Genomic DNA, 15,754 nt, shown 5'->3' with positions numbered 1-15,754 from the left:
AATGCCGACTGTGAGCGAGAAGCAGCACCGCGCGATGGAAGCCGCGGCGCACGGCCACAGCACGCTCGGCATTCCGAAGTCGGTCGGTGAGGAATTCGTGAACGCCGACAAGGCGCGCGCGGATGCGCAGACGTCGGCCGACTGCGCCGGCATCCTGTTCCGCGCGCCGGGCCCGCTGTTCCTGCTCGTGCAGCGCAGCGACACCGGCGAGTGGGAACAGCCCGGCGGCCATGCCGAGGGCGACGAAACGCCCGAGCAGGCCGCGGTGCGCGAAACGGTTGAGGAAATCGGCGGATGCCCGGAAGGGCTGCGCTGGGCCGCGCGGCGCAACGCAATTTCCGGGGGCGTGGGCGAATACACGTGCTTCCTGCAGAACGTTCCCGAGCCGTTCAAGCCCGTCCTGAACGACGAGCACACGGCTTGGCAGTGGGCCGCGCCCGCCAGCCTGCCGGAGAAGATGCACCCGGCGGTCGCGCAGACGATCGAGTTGCTGACCGGCAACGAGCTGGATATCGCGAAGCGCATGGCGGCCGGCGAGCTGCTGTCGCCGCAGCGCTACGAAAATGTCTGGCTATTCGACCTACGCATCACCGGCACCGGCACCAGCTACCGCACCGAGCACGACGAGTTCGTGTATCGGCCGCCTGAGAACTTCCTGACCGAGGAATTCCGGCAGCGGTGCAACGGCCTGCCGGTGATCTTCGAGCACCCGAAGAAGACGATCCTCAACAGCGACGAGTACCGCGATCGGTCGATCGGCACGATCTTCCTGCCGTATCTGACCGAAACGGAAGTGCGGGGCGTCGCAAAAGTATTCGACGACGACGCGGCCCGGCTGATGCCGACGTCGCACGCGTCGACCAGTCCCGCGGTGATCTTCCGCGACGCGGGCTCAGCCGAAGCCGTCGAGGTCGACGGTAAATCGGTCCTCATTGAAGGCAAGCCGTCCTATCTCGACCACCTCGCAATCTGCGAAGAGGGCGTGTGGGACAAAGGCGGCGAGCCCAGCGGAGTCAACACAGGAGATCCTGAAATGGATGGTATGGAAGAACAGGCCCCGGCATGGGCCGATGCGCTGATGAAGCGCATGGACAGCGTCTGCTCGCGCATGGACGCCATCGAAAACAAGGGTGGCGACGAAATGCCGGCCAAGCCGCTCACGGCGGATTCGGCAGAGAAGGAAGCCGAGCGCGAAGGCGAGAAGGAAATGGGCCTCGAAAAGAAGGCCGAGGGCGAAATCGCCGCGGCCATCAAGGAAGGCGAAGCGGAGCATCGCGAGGAAGAGCGCGCCGACTCGGCCGAGAAGAAGGACGAGGATGAGAAGGAACGCGCGGATTCTGCCGCACGTGCCGACTCGCAACGCCTCGCCCGCGAGAATGCCGAACTGCGTGCCCAGATCCAGCGCATGGACGGCACGCTGTCGACGCTGGTCAAGCCGCTGTCGGTCGAGGACCGCGACGCACTGGCATCCGCCCAGATGCGCGCCGATTCGGTCATGCAGATGTTCGGCCAGAACGCGACCGCGCCGCTGCACGGCGAAAGCCCGATCGACTATCGCAAGCGCCTCGCTTCGAAGCTCGCATCGCACAGCCCGGACATGAAGGGCGTGAAACTCGACGCGCTCGACGGCGCCGCGTTCAAGGTGGTCGAGGACAAGATCTACGCCGATGCGCAAGTCGCCGCGCGTAACCCGGCATCGGCCCCGGCCGGCCGCCTCATCCCGATCGTCTCGCGTGACGAAGCGGGCCGCCAGATCACCCGCTTTGCGGGCGACATCGCAACGTGGATGCAGCACTTCACGTCGCCGGGCGTCGTCTGCAAGCTCAACCGCCAAGCCAAGGGGGCATAAGCCATGTCGATTTCGTTCAACCCGATGGTGACGAGCTCGCCGACTGGCACCTTCCGCATCGATACGGAGGGCTATGTCCAGGGCGCCGTCATGGACGATCCGTCGTCGAACATGTGGCTGGCGAGCGCGATCATCGCTGCGTCGGTCACCGGCCCGGTCTGGGGCGGCATGGCCATCACCGAGAACGTCGCCGCGCCGAACCAGAATGGTCTCGGCAACTCGCTGGTGATCGCCGCGAACAACGCCGGCGTGACGGGCTTCACCGTCATCAACCGGTCGTACAACGCGATCCTGACGCCGGGCAACAACGTGCCGCAGCTCACGGCTGGCATGACGGCGATGTTCTATCGCCTCGGCTCGAACGCGCGCATCGCGGTGCAGTGCGACGCGACGCTGGCCGGCAACCTCGACACGGGCGCGATCAACCAACAGGTCTCGTGGGATTTCACGAACCAGAAGCTGGTCGCATACAGCTCGGGCGCCGGCGCGCTCGCGTGCAAGGTGCTGTCTGTCAACACGAAAAGCAAGATCGTCAGCTACAACTCGGGCACAGGTGCACTCACCTGGACCGAGGGTGCGGCCGCGATCATCCAGATCTAAGGAGCCTCCGAAATGGCAAATTACTTCCCGGCTCAGGCCAAGGTCGCGCCGAGCTTCTCGGAGCCCGAGCTGATCGTCACCTACGCGCAGGCCTCCGGCGCGTTCAACGCTCTCCCGGGCGGCAAGCCGCGCGTGAAGATCGGTAGCGAAGACCTCTTCGTCTACATCAACGCGCTCGACCTGCGCACCGAAACGCAGGCATCGCAGGGCGCGCCGAACCTGCTGCCGTCGGCATCGCTGACCGCGACGTTCTACGGCACGGCGACGTATCTGATCCGCACGCGCGCTCAGTGGGACCACCACGATACGGCCGCCGCGGCTGCATACTCGGTTGGCCTGCCGGCCGCGCAGGATCTCGCACAGCGTCAGGGCATCTTCCAGCAGATGCGCACGGGCCTGCTGTACGGCTTCAACCCGGCGAACGGCGAAGGTCTGGTGAACACGGTCGGCGCCACGGCGGTGACTCTGCCGCCCGACAGCTACGGCAACACGACGGTGTCGACCTACGACAATGGCGAGATGGCGCTGTGGATCCTCGCGCAGATCGTCGCGCTGAAGACGCGCATGTTCCAGTCGGGCGGCAACGTGCGCAGCAAGATCCGCATCGTCAGCCCGCAGCGCGTATTCCTGCAGCTGTCGTATGGCTCGATCGTGCAGGTCGTGCAATATCAGCGCCCCGGCGCCGGTACGGCCACGGTCGGCCAGGTGGTGCAGAATGTCGTCGAGGAAATGGGCGACGAGATCGAGTGGTACTTCGACGACACGCTGATCGGCAAGGGCGCCGGCGGCTCGGACGCGGTGATCCTGACGATCCCCGAGATCGAGAAGCCGGACATCGCGGGCATCAACACCAACGTGGCGGCGGACATCACGCCGAACATGAAGGCGGTCAACCTGATGTACGCGGACGCCGCGGCGCCGATCAAGATCCCGACGCCGATCCCCGATGGCGGCATCACCGAAGTGCAGGAACTGCGCGTGACGTCCGGCTGGGGCGTCCGTCCGGAAGGCATCACGATCCTGTCGATGCCGCACTGAGCAGCACCGTAGCGAGAGTCTGTATCACCACCCTGAAGGGGCGCCCGCGTGGCGCCCCTTTCTTTTTCCCGAGGACGACATGTCGATTTTCATCGCCAACTGCACGAAGCAGCATCTCGATCACCACTTCCGTTCGCCCGAACACGCCGGCAAGGCGCAGGTCGTGCATATCCCGTCGGGCCAGCAGCGCGAGATCGCGCGCGGCGCGTCGAGTGCCGTCATCGAAGCGCTGGTGCGTCACCTCGAGCAATTCGGCTTCCGCAACGCGGCCGAGGTGAACGGCAAGATCAGCGAGTTCTCGGGCTACCTCTACCGCGTCGGCAAGCCCGTTACCGAAACGCACATCGTCACCGGCCACGATCAGCTCGTCGACACGCAGGAGCATCGCTCCGCGCAAGAAGCGACGCGCAGCGCGCTCGCCTTCGACAGCGCCACGCGCGACAAGAAGGGCGGTGGCAAGGGCCGGCGCATGGCGAGCGTGACCTCGGTGGAAGTGAAGCAGGATGTCCCGCCCGGCCAGAAGCCGACCGGTGACGAAGTGAATTTCTCTCTGTCGGTGGCGCCGGACGGCCGCGCCGATACCAAGCTCCCCGTCTGATATGGCCTTCGTCGACCCGACGCAGCCGAATCTCGCGGACTTCACGACGTTCGTCTACAACCAGGGCGTGCCGCAGGCTGACCTGCCGACGGACTCGCAGTACCTGCAGTGGGCGTACACGATGGCGATGAATCTCGCGCTCGTGCCGCCCTGCAGCGTGCCGTCGATCGTCTACGTGCTAGCCGTGTACAACCTCGGCATGCACCGGCTGCTGAAGGTCGCGCAGGACATTCCTCCGTCGACGTTCTTCTCGCAGCAACGCACGGCGTTCAAGCTGATGGCGTTCGTTGGGGGCGTCGTGCAGTCGTCGGCGGACAACGGCACGTCGAACAGTCTCGTCGTCCCGGATTTCATGAAGAACCTGACGATGCAGGATCTCGACCTGCTGAAGACGCCATGGGGAAGGGAATATCTCTCATATGCGCAGCAGTTCGGTCCCGACGTCGTCGGAGTTTCCTGATGCCTACTCTCCACCTCGGCGTGATCGACGTCGCCTATACCGGGCCGGACGCGAAGCCCGGTGTCACCACGGGCGACGTCGCGACGTTCATCGAGGACGAGTACCACGTGATGCGCGTGTTCCTCGAGATGTACGAGGAGGAGATCGGCGAGCTGCTGGCGAACGACATCGCCGGCGAAATCGAAAGCATCGCGCAGGGCAAGCCGGTCGGCCGCCTGTCGGTCGACATATCGACGGGAAAGATCGGTGAGCTGTTTCGGGACTTCCTCGATGCGCGTGAATGGAAGCAGACCAGCGCGCAATCGGTCGCGGCCGCTGACGAAGGCGTGAACCATCGGAAGAAGCGGCCGTACGCCGCCGAGAACCCGGCGCGGCCGGAATTCGTCGACACGGGCCTCTACCAAGCGTCGTTTCGTGCATGGGTGACTGACTGATGGGACTGATCGATGAAGCAGCGGCCGCGCCGGGCGATCTCGCCGCGGCGCTCGAGGCCGGCGTCGAGCAGCTCTCGCGCAACCAGTCGGTCACGTTCCAGCAATACACGAAATCGACGCTTCCCACGGATGGCTACGTGTTCTGGGTGGCGACCGGCACCGCGCAGCAGTTCAGCGGCTCGCTGCACATCCTGACCGACCGTCGGCAGGAAGAAGACCAGACGATCGCCGCGAACAAGCTGCTGTTCACGGCCGAGCAGGAGATTTCGCAGCTCAATACAATCGCCCCGGGGACGATGTGGATCGGCACGTGGCAGGTCGACGGTGCGACGCTGCAGGTCGCATTCTCCGAAACCGGGCTGAACTACCAGCAGGCCGGCCTGTGGCATTACCGCGGCTTCGCGGTGTATCCGGCGCTGGCGTCACAGCTCGTCGCGAGCGCGGCCGACCTGCCGGTCGAGCCGATCGTATCGAACAGCCTGCCGATCTGGCTATCGCTGGCGAGCCTCGCCGGCGCGCCGGTGTATCCGTCGTTTCTCGTGCCGGACAACGTCGAACCGCCATATGTGACGGCGCACATCGAGCCGGGCGAGACGATCGCGATCCAGTCGTTCCCGACCTACACGTGGCCGGGCACGCCGACGCCGCCGACGGCGCTGCAGCAGATGGCGAGCGCGCAGCTCATGCGCGATACCGTGCGGCTCACGTTTTACGGCTTCACGAACCAGCGCGCGATCCAGTTCTACGCGGCGCTGGTCGACTACTCGCTGAACACCGACGACTTCGGATTTTGCAATTCGCCGGCGATCCGCGACGAGAAGCGCATGCAGGTTGAGATTGCGGCGCTTGCGATGAAGAAGACCCTGACGATCCTCGCGTCGTACTACCAGGGAACCGCTGACGCGATCGCGCGGCGGCTGATCCTGTCGGCCAGCATCACCACCACCATCCAGGAGTAAAGCCATGCCCCAGTATTTCCCGCCGCAACCCGGCGGCAATATCACGTCGCTCGACATTACGACGACGACCGTCATCAAGAGCGCGCCCGGGCGCATCTACACCGTCTCCGTCGTCGCGGCCGGTAGCGCGGCGGGCGGCGTCTACGACAACACCGCGACGAGCGGCAATGCGGCGGCCAACCAAGTCGGCGTGATTCCGCAAGCCATCGGCACGTATCAGTTCTATGGCATGCCGACCTCAACCGGGATCGTCATCGTTCCGCCGACCGGCGGGACCGTGTCCGTTTCCTGGGCATAACTTCGGAGACCGCCCACCATGGCGCAAACCATCACCTCGACGATCGTCAATCTGAACGTCACCGTCACCCGGGCGCCCGTGCCGTCGCAGCTTCAGCGCAGCGGTGCGATCGTCTCGGTGGGCGGCACGAACCTCACGGCCGGCACGTATCAGTACATCGGACTGCAGTCCGATCTGACGGCAATCCAGAGCGGCGCTGGTAACTCGACCGAGCTCGCGAACATGGCCGCGACGCACTTTGCGCAGGGCTCGGCCATCGGCTTCTACGTGCTCGAGCTCGGCGTCGAAACGGGCGTCGATCAAGGCATCGGCCTGCTGCAGACGTGGATCTCGAACAACCCGGGCATCTTCTACGCGTACCTCGTGCCGGCGGCATGGGACTACTCGAAGGACGAGGTCGGCAGCGTCGTCGTGACGAACGGCGGTTCGGGCTACACGTCCGCGCCGACGGTCACGTTCTCCGCGCCGACGTCGGGCACGACCGCGACCGGCACGGCCATCATCCAGAACGGCAAGGTCGCGGCAGTCACGATCACGAATCCCGGCTCGGGCTATACCGCGGCGCCGACCGTATCGTTCTCGGGCGGCGGCGGTACCGGCGCGGTCGCCACGGCGAACCTCGCATCGGCACTGAACATCCTCGCGAGCCTGTACTCGTCGCCGACCAGCAAGACGTACTTCTTCGTCACGACGAGCTCGACGAACCTCGCGAACTACTCGACGCTGAAATCGGTGTTCGCAGTGGTGCCGAGCCCGCTCGCGCCGTCGACGGAATTCACGGCGGCCGCGTTCTTCTACCAGTGGCTGGTGAACCAGCCGGGCGCGTCGAACAAGCTCGCGCCGATGGCCTACCGCTACCTGTTCGGCGTCACGGCGTGGCCGGCGCAGGGCTACAACGCGCAGATCACGTCGATCCTGAGCGGTTACGGCAATCTCGTGCTGACGGGCGCGGAGGGCGGAATTTCGACGGCATGCGTGTTCAAGGGCACGCTGATGAGCGGCGATCAGGCGAGCTGGTGGTATGGGATCGACTGGTTCCAGATCCAGGCGAAGCAGCGCATCGCGGCCGCGATCATCAACGGCTCGAACAGCAATCCGCCGCTACTCTACGATCAGCCCGGTATCAACACGGTCGAATCGGTTGCCGAAGGCGCCGGCTCGAGCGCGGTCACGTTCGGCTGCGCGCAGTCGGTATCGATCACGGCCACGAGCTTCCAGCAGTACACGACGCAGAACCCGGGCGATTACGCGGCCGGCATTTACAACGGCCTCGCGGCGACGGTCGTCGGTCAGAACGGGTTCCTGACGATCACCTTCAACGTCGACGCGGTCCAGTTCTAAGGAGAGCCACAAATGGCAAACCCGCTTGTCAGCCAAGGCACCCTGAACCGCGTTCGGTGCTCGGTCATCGTACCGGCCTTCACGTCTCTGAACATCACGGCGCCGTACATGGGGAAATCGTTCGCGCGCATCGCGTTCGAGGGTGACTTCACCGATCAGACCGGCACCGGCACGGGACTCGTGAACTCGCCGGCGCCGTACGTGCCGGCGACGATCACGGTCGGCATCCTGCGCACGCAGGCGCTGTCGATGGCGTGGCGCGCGCAGTGGGAAGCGAATAGCGTGCTCGGCCAGGTCAAGATCAACAGCGATTCCGCCGCGTTCGACTCGTTCACGCTGTATGACACCGCGATCCGTCACTTCGACCCGAACGCGTTCGACGGCATGGACGCAGTCTGTATGCTCGTGCTGCGCGGCACGTACTACACCAACAATGACCTGTGGAGCATGACGTGATCCAGATCAACGAGGCGATGAACCTCGTCGTGCCGGTCGTGACGGACGAGGCCGGTGTACGCGTGTGGGGCTACCACACGCCGATCTCGCGCGCGGTGTTCGAGGCGAACTACCGGGTGCTCGCGGCGACGAAGGCGTCGCTGACGAGCAAGGGCGCCATGTACATGATGGACGCTGGCCCCCTCATCGCGGCGCTCACGCTGCGCGATGAAGGCCTGCGCGAGGCTGCTGCGCGCGGGCTCGTCGATAAGGATGGCGCCCCGGTCGATCTCGCGACACCGGCGCTCCTCGCCGAAATCCGTCGCCTCACGATGGTGCTCGTGCCGACGGCCGCCGGTTGGGATTTGCTGCCGCTCGAAAGCGCCGTATCTGCCGGCAAGATCGATGATGAAGATCAGGCGGAGGTCGAGTCTGCAGTCGTTTTTTTTACCTGCATCTATGCGCTGGCAAGCAAAGCGGAGCGGAAGAATCACGCGAATCGCACAGCTTCCCTGCTGAAGGGGTCGATCACGTCCTTGCCGCCTTTGGAATTCAGCGCTTCCTTGCCGACCTCGACGAAGGGCGCGACTTCGGCGCCGGCGGTGGTGTCGTCGGTTCCGTCCTGAAGTTCGTCGCAGGTGAGGGGTTTCGGGAGACGTTCGAGCGCCATGATTCCCCGCACCGCAGCGCGCGCGACTTCCGCGACCGCAACCTCATCGAACTGATCCGCATCCTGAGAGGCGCCAGTGGCTAACAAGTCGATCATTCCGATCGAGATCAACGACGCGCAATTCAAAGCGTTCTACGAACTGTTCGAACAGTTCGAGTCGAAGATCCAAGGCATGCCGAAGGAGTGGCAGCAGATCGATTCGTCGATGCGCCGGAACGCGGCCACCGCGAAATCGCTCGCGAGCGGCATTCAGTCGTCGACCGAGGCGCAGCGCCAATTCAACGTCATGGCGCGCGAAGGCCTGCATACGATGTCGAAGATGGCGAAGGAGGCCAGCAACGTCGGCAAGGCCGTTTTCGACATCGGCAAGTGGCTGCTGAAGTTCGGCGCCATCGGTGGCGGGATCGCCGGTCTGGGCGGCATCCTCGGCGCGATCAGCCTGCGCGATCTCGCGCATTCGGCTGTGACCGAGCAGCGCGGCGCGCGCGGCGTCGGCCTGACGCCGGGCCAGTACAAGGCGTTCGGGATGGATTTCGGGCGCTTCCTCGACCCGAGCATTTTGTCGCACGTCGCCGACGCGCAGAACAGCTACCAGGGCCGCGTATGGCTCGGTCTTGCGACTGGCCTCGGGTCGCAGGCCGTCGCGAATCAGGGCCCCGATCAGCTCGCAATCCGGCTCGCCACGCGCGCGCATGACTGGTGGACGAAGACACCGGCCTCGCAGCGCACCGCCGAGAACCTCTCGGCTGCCGGCTTCACGCAGTCTGGCCTGACACTCGAAGACATGCGCCGGCTCGGCAATACGCCGCTGTCGGAACTGAACGCCGCGCGCTCGCAATATAGCCGCGATCAGCGGTCGCTGAACGTCAGCAACGGCACGACGCAGGCGTGGTACGAGTTCGATCGCCAGATCACGCTCGCCGGCCGCACGCTCGAGACGTCGCTGACGAATCGGCTGGTCGAGCTCGCGCCGTCGCTGCGCGCGTTCGTGACGACGCTGACGAAGGACGCCGACCAGCTGATCAACGATATCTTCACGCCGAAGAACCTGAAGGCGGTGTCGGACGGCATCACGAGCCTGACGACCTACCTCGGTTCGCCGGGCTTCAAGCAGGATCTGAAGGACTTCGCGGATGGCATCGCCGACATCGTCGGCGCGATCCGGAAGGTGGGGAAGTTCTTCGGCGGCGGTGGACCGGAAACGGATGCAGAGAAAGCCGCCGCATGGGCTGCGCTGCAGCCGACGACGGTCGACAAGCTGGCTGGCGGCGTGCAGAAGTTGACCGGCGAGCCGAACTATTTCCCCGGCATGGAGAAGGCGCAAGGCTTGCCCGCAGGCCTGATGTACGCGCAGGAGATGGTCGAATCGCGCGGCGACATCAACGCGGTATCGCCGCGCGGTGCGAAAGGGCCGTTCCAGTTCATGCCGGCGGCCGCCGAGCAGTACGGCCTGAAAGATCCGTTCAACCTGCACGACTCGGCAGACGCGAATTCCCGAATGATGGGCGACCTGATGCGCAAGTATCGGGGTGATATTCGCAAAGCGCTGGCTGCGTACAATTGGGGGCAGGGCAACCTCGACAAGGACATCGCGAAGAACGGCGCGCAGTGGGAGCAAGGCCTGCCGGCCGAGACGCGCAAGTACATCGCGTCGATCACCGCCGAGATGGCGAAGCGAACCGGCGTCAAGGTGAAGGTCGAGGTGAGCAACAACACGTCCGCGCGCGTCGCCGTGCAGGCCAACGCAGCAGCACCGGGAATGTGACATGGCTGGACTCGACCTCTCTTCGGGCTTTCGCTCGGCGTACGACCTGTCATTTCAGGTCTCGCCGATCATCCTGAACGGCGGGATCGTCGCGAACACACTCGGCGGCATGATGCCGATCATCGGCCTCGTCGGTCAGCTCGGCGCGCTCGCGCAGAGCATCCTGTCGAGCGGCAGCGTAAGCCTCGACAACTTCTTCGCGCGGTTCGTGGTGCTGCCCGGCGGCACGATCATCAACAACGCGGTCGGCACGTATCCGTTCGCGAACCAGCAGGTCGCCGGCAACGCGATCGTGATGCAGCCGAAGAACGTCTCGCTGCTGATGATCGCGCCGGTGAAGGACACCGGCGGCTACCTGACGAAGCTGGCGATCTTCACGTCGCTGCAAAGCTCGCTCGAAGCGCACTGCGCGGCGGGCGGCACATTTCACGTCGCCACGCCCGCGCGGATCTACACGAACTGCATCCTGACGTCGATGACCGACGTCACGAGCGGCGAGGGCAAGCAGCAGCAGATCCAGTGGCAGCTCGATTTCGTGCAGCCGCTGTTGACGCAGCAGGCGGCGAGCAGCGCGTTCGGCGCGCTGATGAGCAAGCTGGCGGGTGGTCAGCAGGTGACGTCGCCGGCATGGTCCGGCGCCGTCGCGGCGGCCGGCTCAGCAGTGCAGGGCGCGCTCGAGGGCGTCGGCAATATGGCCGGTGTCGTGAATCAGTTCCTTTCGCAGCCCGTGCTATGACGACGCTCATCGCTTTCCTGCCGTCGAACGCCACGACACCGCCGTTCCAGGCGACCGTTTCGCTCGACGGCGTCTCGTATTCGCTGTCCGTGACGTGGAACATCGCCGGCCAACGCTGGTACGTCACGCTGACCGACCAAAACGGCAACGTCGCATGGTCGGGTGGAATGGTCGGCTCGCCGCTCGGCTACGACATTCCTCTCGCGCCCGGCGCCTTCTCGACCTCGACGCTGCTGTACCGAGAGGACAGCGGCAACTTCGAAGTCAACCCCTGATCGATGCGCTACTACGACATCACCATCACGCCGGAAGGCGGGACGAAGCCGTTCCGACGCTGGACATCGCACCAGAATGGCGTGTTCGATCCTGGCGCACTGAACGTTGAATTCGACATTCCGGTCGCGACGTACGGCACGCCGATGGGCGGCCAGTCGATCCTGATCGAAGGCGTCCCGCTCGAGGATCTGCTTCAGGCACAGCAGTTCGCTGGCATGAACCTGTCCATGAAGGGCGGCATGCAGGCCGGCCTGCCGCTCGCTAATCCGAAGCAGGCCGGGCTGCTCGCGGCCGGCCAGATATGGCAGTCCTTCGGCAACTGGGAAGGCACCGAGATGACGCTCGACCTGGTGCTGAACCCGGCGGTGTACACGCTCGACCAGCCCGGCAACATCGTCCTGAACTGGACCGCCAACATGCCGCTGGCGCAGGCGCTGAAGCAGACGCTGTCGATCGCCTATCCGACGCTTTCCGCGCTGATCAACATCAGCGACAAGCTGGTGCAGTCGCACGATGAAGTGCATCGGTGCTCGACGCTCGAGCAGCTCGCGCAGCTGCTCTCCGAGATCACGCAGGGAAACTTTCTTGGCGCCGATTATGCGGGCGTGCAGGTCACGATTCAGGCCGGCCAGATCGTCGTCTACGACAGCACGTATCAACCGAACACGGTACAGCTCGCTTTCACGGATTTCGTCGGTCAGCCGACGTGGATCGCGCCGAACGTGATGCAGGTCAAGCTCGTGATGCGCGCGGATATCCAGCTCGGCACCGAACTGCTGATGCCGCAGGGGCTGCAGAACACGCCTGACATTGTGCTGACGTCGGCAGCCGCATTGCCATCGAATCTGAAATACAAAAGCGCCTTCCAGGGCAAGTTCTCGGTGATCGAGCAGCGACACATCGGCAACTTCCGCGCGCTCGACGGCGCGTCCTGGGTGACGATCGCGAACTGCGCGGTGATGAGCAATGGCTGACAACTACGCAAAGTTGCCGCTGCAGAAGTCGCTGAATCGGCTGGCAATCGACCGCGCGCAGAAGGCGATCGAAGACACGGGCAATGCGCTGCCGTGCCGCGTGACGAAGGTCACAGGCGCGATCGTGACCGTCGAGTTCGAGATGCAGGGCACGTGGACGTTGCCGCCGGTGAGGATCCCGAAGGCCGAAAGCCCGTGGGTTCGCATGCCGACGCAGGTCGGCGACAAGGGCGTGACGATGCCGGCCGATGCGTACTTGGGCGGTGTTTCGGGGCTCGGCGGCGGCACGGCCGACTTCCGGCGCCGCGGCAACCTGTCGGCGCTGGTCTTCGTGCCGGTCAGCAACGCCAGTTCTGCGCCCGACGATTCCAATGCCGCGCAGGTGTGTGGCCCGAACGGGATGATCGCGCGCACGACGCAGGGACCGACATCATCGTGTGTCGTGAACCAGAGCGGCGTGACGCTCACGTTCGAATCCGGCTCGCTGTCCGTGACGGGCGCCGGAATCGTCATGAGCTTCGGCGGCCACACGATCACGCTCGACGCGAGCGGCCTGTCGATCGACGGCAACAGTTATGAGAACCACACGCACGGGTACTTCCCGGGCACCGGGTCGAAGACGCAGACCGACCCGCCCATCAATTAAGGGAGCGACGACGTGCGCACGTGGGGCAGGATCTACAACGCGGACGGCTCGTATCGCTGGGTCTCCGTCACGACAGACGCCAACGGCTACAACGACAACGTCTATCTGACGACCCTTTGTCAGGTGCTGAAGCTGAACCTTGGCGAATCGCCGTTCTATGCGAATTACGGAATACCGGCGCAGCAGACCGTCGTCACGCAGGTGTTCCCCGACTATTACGCGATGGTCACGCAGCAGCAGTTCGCGCCGTACTTCGCATCGCTCGCGATCGTGCGCGCTCCCGGCAGTTTTCCGCCCGTCTACAACATCCAGGCCGTCGCGCATAGCGGCGCGCTTCTGAACGCGACCGTAGCGATATGAGCCAGATTCCCCTCGTCATGACTGCGGCCGGCCCGGTTGCGACCGATCCGGCCACGCTGCGGCAGAACCTGGTCAATGATGTCGCCGCCGAGGTACCCGATTACACGGCCAATCTGCCGGGCAGCCTGATCGAGGATGTCGCGTCGACGGATGTCGGCGCGCTGACGACGATCGATCAGGCGCGCGTGGAAGCGGTCAACAGCGTGACGCCATACGGCGCAAACGCCTTCGTGCTCGCGCAACTCGGCGCACAGTTCGGCGTGCCGCAAGGTACGAGTGCGAACGGAAACGTGTATGTCGTTTTCAGCGGGCCGGCCGGCTACGTGCTGCCGCCCGGATTCGTCGTGAGCGACGGATCGAATCAATACGCGCTGCAGGACGGCGGCGTGATCCAGTCGACCGGCCAGTCGGCGCAGCTCTACGCGGTCGCCACGAACAACGGTACGTTCGCGATCCCGGCCAACACGGTCAACCAGATCGTCACGTCTCTGCCGAGCGAGTATGTCGGGCTGATCTCGGTGAACAATCCGGGCGCCGGCGTTGCGGCAACGAGCGCGGAAAGCCCGCAGACCTATCGCGGCCGGGTTCTTCAGGCCGGACAGGTTGCATCGGTCGGAACTCCGGCATTCCTGAAAACGTTGCTGGGGAAGATCAACGGCGTGCAGCAGCGCTTGATTTCGATCAACCAAGTGACGGGGGGCTGGCAGGTGGTATGCGGAGGCGGTGACGCTTACGCGGTCGCCGCGGCGATCCTGCAGGGTGTCGCCGACATCGCGCTGTTGCAGGGTTCGAGGCTCGGCATCACCGGCATGACGAACGCGAATCCGGTCGTGATCCAGACGAACTTGGCGGCCGGTTACACGGTCGGGCAGACATTCACCGTGACCGGCGCGACGCCGAGCGCGTTCAACGGCACGTATACCGTCGCCGCGATCTCGGGCACGTCGATCACGACGAGCACGAACGGTACCGGATTCGGCACGTACACGGGTGGCGCGACGTTCTCGTCGAATCCGCGCAACGTCAATGTGTCGCTGTTCCAGAACCCGAACACGTACAACATCCCGTTCGTCAATCCGCCGCAACAGGTCGTGACGCTCGCGGTCACATGGAACACAACACTGCCGAACTTCACGGCCGGTAGCTCGGTGAACCAACTGGCGGCGCCCGCGCTGCAGGCGTACATCAATTCGATCTTCTCGGGTCAGCCGATCAACCTGAACGAGATGGTGGCGACGTTCCGCGATGCCGTGTCATCTGTGATCGATGGCCCGAACATCACGACGTTGGAATTCTCGGTGACGATCAACGGAACGCCGGTGTCGCCGGCGGCCGGCACGGACATCATCACGTCGGACCCGGAAAGCTACTTTTTCTGCTCGGCGACGGGCGTGACCGTAACGCAGGGGTGACGCATGCAGATCGAGTCATTCGGCATGCAACCGCTGCAGCAGGTCATTCCGTCGTACCTCTACAAGGAATACGAAGACGATCCGTCGCTGCAGGCGTTCGTCAATAGCTTCAACGGCCTCTCGCAGGGGTATCTCGACTGGTTCAACCAGGCGCCCCTCGGCCTGTACACATCGCCGTTCATCACTGGGGCGTTGCTCGACTGGATCGGTAGAGGTGTGTACGGCATCCGGCGTCCCGTGCTGGCGACGCAATCGACCGTGCGGCGGGCCGGCTATAACGCCAATCCGTACGACACCATTGCATACGACGCACAGTACTATTCGACGAACGAGACGACGTCAGTCGCGAGCGATGACATCTACAAGCGCGTGCTGACGTGGCATCTGTACCGCGGCGACGGCATGCAGTTCACGATGCAGTGGCTGAAGAATCGCATCTCGCGGTTCATCAATGGCGTGAACGGGAGCGATTACCCCGTGCTGAACGATCCGCCGTCGATCACGGTGGCGGGCACGCTTTTCACGGTGACGGCGCTCGACAGCGTCGGCTTCGAGGCGTTGCAGCTCTGCTATGCGAACGGCGCGATCCAGTTCCCGTTCGAGTATCAGCTGCAGTTCGATTTCGTCCGGTTCGCGAACACTGACGGGCTGCTGACGATGCAGTTCCCATTCAACTATCCGACGAGTCCGGTCGGCCTGTCGCCGGGCGCGGTGTGGTGGAACGGCGGAACGATCTCTGTCATCCCTGGCGTGACGCCCGATCCGACGGCACCCCCGCTGTATTTCGGCACCACCTTCCCGCCTGAGCTGCTCGCATTGGGCGGCGGGAATCTCCCGCTGACGCCGCGCACCGACGGCTCGGGCCAGCTCTGGAACGACGGCGGCTTGATCGCGATCTCGTAG

The 15,754-nt window shown here is 64.5% G+C and carries 19 protein-coding genes; all 19 read left to right on the top strand.

What is annotated here, in order from left to right; genetic code table 11:
* Position 1 precedes the first annotated feature (1 nt).
* Complete coding sequence (locus tag WS78_RS12670; RefSeq protein ID WP_059575411.1) at positions 2-1,849, top strand: NUDIX domain-containing protein; 1,848 nt, start codon at positions 2-4, stop codon at positions 1,847-1,849.
* A gap of 3 nt (positions 1,850-1,852) precedes the next feature.
* A complete protein-coding gene (locus WS78_RS12665; protein ID WP_059575413.1) occupies positions 1,853-2,449 on the top strand; it encodes a hypothetical protein in 597 nt (198 codons plus the stop codon).
* Between the two features lie 12 nt (positions 2,450-2,461).
* Entirely contained in the window at positions 2,462-3,487 is a 1,026-nt protein-coding gene (locus WS78_RS12660) for a hypothetical protein (protein ID WP_059575415.1), read from the top strand.
* A 79-nt stretch (positions 3,488-3,566) separates the two neighbouring features.
* Entirely contained in the window at positions 3,567-4,085 is a 519-nt protein-coding gene (locus tag WS78_RS12655; protein WP_059575417.1) for a peptidase associated/transthyretin-like domain-containing protein, read from the top strand.
* Between the two features lies 1 nt (position 4,086).
* Positions 4,087-4,545 (top strand): hypothetical protein, encoded by a 459-nt coding sequence (locus WS78_RS12650; RefSeq protein WP_059575419.1) that lies wholly within the window; start codon positions 4,087-4,089, stop codon positions 4,543-4,545.
* Positions 4,545-4,979 carry a hypothetical protein gene (locus WS78_RS12645; protein WP_226377142.1) on the top strand — a complete coding sequence of 145 codons (435 nt, stop codon included), beginning with the start codon at positions 4,545-4,547 and terminating at the stop codon, positions 4,977-4,979. The genes WS78_RS12650 and WS78_RS12645 overlap by 1 nt, the downstream gene beginning before the upstream one ends.
* Positions 4,979-5,938 carry a hypothetical protein gene (locus tag WS78_RS12640; protein ID WP_059575421.1) on the top strand — a complete coding sequence of 320 codons (960 nt, stop codon included), beginning with the start codon at positions 4,979-4,981 and terminating at the stop codon, positions 5,936-5,938. The genes WS78_RS12645 and WS78_RS12640 overlap by 1 nt, the downstream gene beginning before the upstream one ends.
* A gap of 4 nt (positions 5,939-5,942) precedes the next feature.
* Positions 5,943-6,236, top strand: a complete 294-nt coding sequence (locus tag WS78_RS12635; RefSeq protein ID WP_059575423.1) for a hypothetical protein — start codon at positions 5,943-5,945, stop codon at positions 6,234-6,236.
* 18 nt (positions 6,237-6,254) lie between these two features.
* Positions 6,255-7,577, top strand: a complete 1,323-nt coding sequence (locus WS78_RS12630) for a hypothetical protein (protein WP_059575425.1) — start codon at positions 6,255-6,257, stop codon at positions 7,575-7,577.
* Between the two features lie 12 nt (positions 7,578-7,589).
* A complete protein-coding gene (locus tag WS78_RS35845) occupies positions 7,590-8,033 on the top strand; it encodes a hypothetical protein (RefSeq protein ID WP_065494859.1) in 444 nt (147 codons plus the stop codon).
* Positions 8,030-8,638, top strand: a complete 609-nt coding sequence (locus WS78_RS12615; RefSeq protein ID WP_059575429.1) for a hypothetical protein — start codon at positions 8,030-8,032, stop codon at positions 8,636-8,638. Before WS78_RS35845 ends, WS78_RS12615 begins: the two co-directional genes overlap by 4 nt.
* 120 nt (positions 8,639-8,758) lie before the next feature.
* Positions 8,759-10,447, top strand: a complete 1,689-nt coding sequence (locus WS78_RS12610; protein ID WP_059575431.1) for a lytic transglycosylase domain-containing protein — start codon at positions 8,759-8,761, stop codon at positions 10,445-10,447.
* Position 10,448: 1 nt separating this feature from the next.
* A complete protein-coding gene (locus WS78_RS12605; RefSeq protein ID WP_059575433.1) occupies positions 10,449-11,183 on the top strand; it encodes a hypothetical protein in 735 nt (244 codons plus the stop codon).
* The gene (locus tag WS78_RS12600; protein WP_059575434.1) at positions 11,180-11,458 is read left to right on the top strand and encodes a phage baseplate plug family protein; all 279 of its coding nucleotides are present in this window, start codon (positions 11,180-11,182) and stop codon (positions 11,456-11,458) included. Before WS78_RS12605 ends, WS78_RS12600 begins: the two co-directional genes overlap by 4 nt.
* A gap of 3 nt (positions 11,459-11,461) precedes the next feature.
* Positions 11,462-12,433, top strand: a complete 972-nt coding sequence (locus WS78_RS12595; RefSeq protein WP_226377141.1) for a hypothetical protein — start codon at positions 11,462-11,464, stop codon at positions 12,431-12,433.
* Positions 12,426-13,079, top strand: a complete 654-nt coding sequence (locus WS78_RS12590; protein ID WP_059575436.1) for a hypothetical protein — start codon at positions 12,426-12,428, stop codon at positions 13,077-13,079. Before WS78_RS12595 ends, WS78_RS12590 begins: the two co-directional genes overlap by 8 nt.
* A gap of 12 nt (positions 13,080-13,091) precedes the next feature.
* The gene (locus WS78_RS12585; protein ID WP_059575438.1) at positions 13,092-13,439 is read left to right on the top strand and encodes a hypothetical protein; all 348 of its coding nucleotides are present in this window, start codon (positions 13,092-13,094) and stop codon (positions 13,437-13,439) included.
* Positions 13,436-14,851, top strand: a complete 1,416-nt coding sequence (locus tag WS78_RS12580) for a baseplate J/gp47 family protein (protein ID WP_063889417.1) — start codon at positions 13,436-13,438, stop codon at positions 14,849-14,851. The genes WS78_RS12585 and WS78_RS12580 overlap by 4 nt, the downstream gene beginning before the upstream one ends.
* A gap of 24 nt (positions 14,852-14,875) precedes the next feature.
* Entirely contained in the window at positions 14,876-15,754 is an 879-nt protein-coding gene (locus WS78_RS12575) for a hypothetical protein (protein ID WP_226377140.1), read from the top strand.

It is taken from the genome of Burkholderia savannae (assembly GCF_001524445.2).
GTDB classification, from domain to species: Bacteria; Pseudomonadota; Gammaproteobacteria; order Burkholderiales; family Burkholderiaceae; genus Burkholderia; species Burkholderia savannae.
Note: the sequence above shows the minus strand (reverse complement) of the source record. Positions and strands in the feature narration are given on the sequence as shown.